1 protein-coding gene is annotated in these 1,889 nt (G+C 44.8%); it reads right to left on the bottom strand.

Features of this window, described 5'->3' with window-relative positions:
- Positions 1-76: 76 nt before the first annotated feature.
- Entirely contained in the window at positions 77-1,333 is a 1,257-nt protein-coding gene (gene ltrA, locus JCM9157_RS22925; RefSeq protein WP_035668818.1) for a group II intron reverse transcriptase/maturase, read from the bottom strand.
- Between the last annotated feature and the right edge of the window lie 556 nt (positions 1,334-1,889).

Consider the following 1,889-nt stretch of genomic DNA (forward strand, 5'->3'; position numbering starts at 1 on the left):
AATCGAGTAGGAGGGGGTGACTAACCCCCGACCTCTCACACCACCGTACATACGGTTCCGTATACGGCGGTTTCATTTAAGTCCAACGCTTGGTTTGATATCTTTCAGCTAAGCTTATGAGACCTTGCCCTTTCCAATATTCGCTGTTAAGGGTATAGTCCATAATCGGGCTGTGAGCGACTCTCCAGTAACCTTTTCGACTGTTCGCCCATTGCCATGCTTTCGCCTCTTTTATCCCCAGTTTGACTAGATTCCTTTTCCTAGCGGAAATGGTCTTCCATTCTTTCCATCTAATCATCCTTAACCTTCTTCTAATCCAAGCATCAATCGTCACCAGGGTACTTGGTGTATCAATCAATTGGTAGTAACCAAGCCAACCCGTTATATATCGATTTAGCTTACGGAGCCTTTCGGACATCTCTATTGAATGCCTTCGGCTCGTAAGTTCTCTGATTCGTTGTTTGAGTCGATTTATGCTTTCCTTCGCAACCCTTATTTTCAGTTCCCTTCCAGTTGTAAATGAGAATCCTAAGAATTTACGCTTCCAAGGACGATCTACCGAACTCTTTTCTCGATTGACCTTTAGTTTCAGTTTGTTTTCAATGAATGAAGTGACACTTTCCATGACGCGGAGTCCCGCCCTTTTAGATCGAACATAGATGTTACAATCGTCTGCATAGCGGACGAATTTCAAACCGCGTTTCTCCAGCTCTTCGTCTAATTCATCGAGAACAATATTGGATAAAAGAGGACTGAGAGGACCTCCTTGTGGAGTCCCTTCTGTGTTAGGACTAACTAGTCCTTTCTCCATAACGCCAGCTTGCAGGTATCGTCGTATCAGTTGAAGAACTCGACGGTCTTTGATTCGGATTGATAGTTTCCTCATAAGGCGATCATGATTCACCTTGTCGAAGAACTTCTCAAGGTCGATGTCAACAACCCATTTGTATCCTTCCTTGATCCATTGTTTCGCCTGTCTAACTGCGTTATGTCCTCTCCTATTCGGTCTAAACCCGAAACTTTGTTCAGAGAACGTTGGATCATAGATTTGATTAAGCGTTTGGGCAATCGCTTGTTGAAGGAAACGATCCATCACCGTGGGGATACCTAGTTTCCTAACCCCACCGTTTGGTTTCGGGATTTCGACTCTACGGACAGGCTTCGGGAAGTAAGTACCCAGTTTGATCTCATTCCGAATAGAAGCCCAGTTTTCATGGAGATGGGGGCGTAGGGATTTAAAGTCCATCTCGTCAACACCGTGACTCCCTTTGTTCTTTTCCACACGTTCAAGTGCTTGTATTAAGTTTTCACGGGATAGAATTCGTTCCAACATCGTATCAAACTCCTACGTGAATAATTCGCTCTTCTTATGTGACGCAATCTCTCCACCCTTTATTCATGCCCCCGGCAAGATTCATTGCTTCCTTCACGAGAAAGGTCTTTTGTTTTCTGCTTCAACGAGATGCGTGTATGCAAAGTGATTATTCTCCTTAAATGATTCAGCCCTTCCCAGCTTGTCTAGATCAAGTTGGTACTATGGCTTCTGCTGACTTCTGACAGTTCAACGGACGTTCACACGTCCGCTTACGATAAGAGTATCGCTTATCTATCAGACCTCCCAGGGTAAGCACACATCCTTCCCCTCCATGTCTTCTCTTCATTTACTGGATATACCCTTTGGCAGTAAGGACTTTGATTTGTTTAGCAATCTCATCCAAGTATACCTAGCCTCATATGAAGTTCGTGTTCCTAGAAGCGGAGGTTTGCCGCCGACTTCCTTCAGATTCTGGGTCACCCCAGACACCCTTGTCTTAGGCTAACTGTTACTACTGCCTTCACAGTTCGGGACTTGAACCCTAAAGAATGTGTGCATGCCTGGCACACTAAAA

Source organism: Halalkalibacter akibai JCM 9157, from assembly GCF_000513135.1.
Taxonomy (GTDB): Bacteria; Bacillota; Bacilli; order Bacillales; family Bacillaceae_D; genus Halalkalibacter; species Halalkalibacter akibai.